This is a genomic window from Desulfobacter sp., assembly GCF_050177295.1.
The window spans coordinates 1-3423 of sequence record NZ_JBFXHE010000455.1 but is presented as its reverse complement, the minus strand read 5'-3'; the positions used below and the strand labels follow the sequence as shown (position 1 = coordinate 3423).

The 3423-nt window shown below is 43.4% G+C and carries 3 protein-coding genes; all 3 read right to left on the bottom strand.

The annotated features are described in order from the left end of the window. Positions 1–1518: hypothetical protein (locus AB7U36_RS20950; RefSeq protein WP_428161565.1), on the bottom strand; the 1518-nt coding region annotated here is incomplete at its 3' end. Positions 1519–2183: 665 nt separating this feature from the next. After that, positions 2184–3188 carry a tRNA dihydrouridine synthase gene (locus AB7U36_RS20945; RefSeq protein WP_428161564.1) on the bottom strand — a complete coding sequence of 335 codons (1005 nt, stop codon included), beginning with the start codon at positions 3186–3188 and terminating at the stop codon, positions 2184–2186. Positions 3189–3241: 53 nt separating this feature from the next. Continuing rightward, on the bottom strand, positions 3242–3423 hold a 182-nt coding region (locus AB7U36_RS20940), incomplete at its 5' end, for a hypothetical protein (RefSeq protein WP_428161563.1).

The window sequence follows — 3423 nt, the reverse complement described above, 5'->3', positions numbered from 1 at the left end:
GGCTTGAATGAAATTCCTTATCTTAGTGATCTCATCATCAACAAAGCTCTCAATTTGTCTGTTTAACTGCAATTGAATTTGGCTGACCTTTGTCTTTTTACCCGGACTTATTGAGAAGTTACGTAAATCCCGTGCAAGTGTTTCCACCTGCCGAAGCTGAAGTGACCAACCTAGACGGCGAATCGTTAACCCATCAGCTCTACGTAGAGAATCAGCACTTTCTCCTACGCTGCCAGCAGCAGAAAGTACCTTGGCTGCCGTTGAATGCTCCAATAGATCTGGCGATGGCATGAGACGATGCTCGCTGGAAAGCTCGTATATTTCTTTTTCAATGCTATCCAGAAGGTCGAGACCCGCGCGACCCTGCAATATAAACAATTTCTGTTTGTCCGACTGTAACGTAATTTGGGTATCACCTTGAAAATCAGCTCCCTGATTTATCTGCCAAATCTTTGTATTTTTAGAATTTTGAGAAATGCAGCTTTTACCAATCCGCGTTTGGATCATTTGCATTAGGTCAAAGCTGCTGGTGATGGTGCTCGTGTCACGTAACACGATGAACATATCATCGACGTAACGACCGTAATGAATTGGGGCGAGATTTTCAAGGACAAGTCTATCCCATTTGTGAAGCAGGACATTGGAAATAATTCGACTACATGTCAAACCAATGACCAATCCACCACTGATATCGGCTTTCTTTCCACCAACCGACTTGCCGAACTTAGATGCCCCTTCAGACCATCTATTCAGGAAACGAGCGAGCTGTGCTGTAAATTCAATTTCAGCCTCCTCAAGTTCAAGCGATAGCGTCGCCAACAAGGCTTTGCCAGACAAAGCGGTCGGATCAATAAAGTGGTAGTAGCTTTTCAGGTCGAGTGATACAGCAATTATATCTCGATCCTTCTCCAGCTCATCACGTATAGCCTTTAGGCCATCATTTCGCCACTTTTGGTAAGGCTGAAAATAGGGAACGAATGACCCGATAGCACTGATGTGAAATTGCTTGTCATCATTAGAGCTAAACAGTGTGTCATTACTGATCCGCTTTAACCTCGCACCGTAGCAACACTTATCCAGTTTCGCATCGAACTTATGACCAACCATGTTGATCCAGAGTGCGGATATGACATGGGTCTCTACTGGAAAATCACCAACAATGCGAAATTCAGGTGTAATATTGTAATTTTTCAATAGGCTCTCAACCGCTCTTTCCGGCTTGGAAAAATGCACGTGACCATTTTCGGTGCTATCAGCTTTCTTTTCTGTAGAGATCTTCTTCGGCAGCAAACGATAATCGCCCAAAAGAGTCTCATTGTCTTCAAAGCCAGAGTCACTCTTCAGACTCTTGAGAAGTTGTTTCAGATTAACCAGCAGGTCTTGCTCGAATTCTGCAAACTTAATTGCAGTCGGAAAGGTATTTTCAAAAAAACAATCTGCCTTGGACTTGCGATAAGCCTTTAGAAGATCTTCGATGGTCAGCGAATCCCATCCTCTGAACAGCTCTTGGTCGCTCATTATGTGAATTCCTCAACGACGTTATCACAATCCTTATTCATGCAGCAGATAAAGGGGTTACCATTTATTGCTGATAGCGATACTTCAAAGTTTGACACAATAATAGCTCCTTATCGATATATGAACCAAGTTGATTTAAAGTATGCCGTTTCCAAATAACCTACTCAATCGGTTTATTTTGCTTGTTAAAATTATTATAATCTAAGTCTGATTGGTCTTTAACCCTTCCTTGTGAATCTCTACCAATTTTTTTGAGAAAATATTCCGCTTGTCTCCCCTCCTAAATACTGCCTCATAAATTAAGTATAAAGCATTTTTTTCCAGGGACTCTCAGAGTATTTTTACCCTGCCGAGTACGCATAATGGTATTATCAGTCGCCCAGACCTATTTTAAAACAGTATTCAATAGCAGAAGTATTGTGGATGGAATCCTTTCCAATTCTCACTGTGGACTACATCAATATCGAAATGTCCTCAATGTGGAATTTAAAACCCCGGACTATTATTAATAATTTTGACCATCAAACCGCAGGCAAGTGATATCCGATTATCTTGGAATTTGTGAGCCAAAAGCATCCTATTGATTCGAGCAAGATTAAAAGTACAATCAAGAAAAATGGTACCAATTTATTTGTGACATACCTCTATCTATCCGGGCCGGCGTCTCATTCTATCCTGTCCGGGCAGAATTTTAAATCCATGTCCCAGAATTCACCGACCCGATCCAAATAAGCCTGCTCCGAAGTTGAGTTGAGCAGTTTTTTCAACGGTTTTTTGCTCTTTTCAAAGGAGGGTCCCAGATAGCTCCATAATCCCTTCATGCGCCCGATAAGGTGCGCCGGGCCTGAAAAAACCTGTTTGTAACTATTAAAAAGGTCTGCGTGAAAGGTTTTCAATCGTTCACGCATTTGCCTGTCTTGATCTTGGGCCTCGGCGTTTTGGGAATCGAATATCACCCCCTTGATCTGCTCGGGCAAAAAGGGATTGGAGAGAATGCCTCTGCCGATCATGAAACGGCTGATTTGCGGAAACCGCTGCCGGATTTTTTCCCATGATGCCGTGTCCACAATATCTCCGTTATATACCATGGGATGGATACAGGCTTTCATGGCCCCTGCAAAGGCGTCAACATCAGCGGTGCCTGTATACATTTGTTCCCCGGTTCTGGGATGCAGGATAATTTCGTCAAGCGTGTGGGTATTGAACATTGCAATCAGGTCCAAAATCTCCTCCTTGCTTTTACGGCCCAGACGAATTTTAACGCTTAGTGTAGGCTTCATGGCCGGAATCACCCTGGAAAGGAAGGCGTCTATTTTATCCGGATGGGATAAAAGGCCTGAGCCACGCAGTTTTACTGCAATTTTTGAATGGGGGCACCCGAGGTTCCAATTGACTTGAGTATAGCCCATGTTAAAAAGATAATCTCCAAGATAGATAAAATCATCCGGATTATTTCCCAGAATTTGTGGGATCACGGGAAGGGCTATATTCAAAGCCGGAGCCACGTCTTTCAGCCTGGACGGTTTCAGGCGCCTGCTGCTCATGGTGGAGATAAACGGGGCCATGGCCTGGTCAATGCCGGTAAAATGCCGGACATAAACCTGTCTGAACACCACATCGGTAAAGCCCTGCAAAGGGGCCAGTATCAAAACGGGTCGATTATCTGTCATGGGATATTTTTTACTGGGATTACCCTGAATTAAGCTCAAAGACAAATCAATTTTTATTCCGGGGAGTGATCGTGGGGCGTATTATGCTTTCCAATGATGAAGGGCATAATCACTTCAATTTCACCACTTTCCCCCCGTATAAATTCTGCATGGGGGTAGGTGTTTTTGAACACATTAAGCATTTTTCGGTTTTCGGCCAGGACAAGGGCAGTGAACCCGGAATAATTATTTTTCC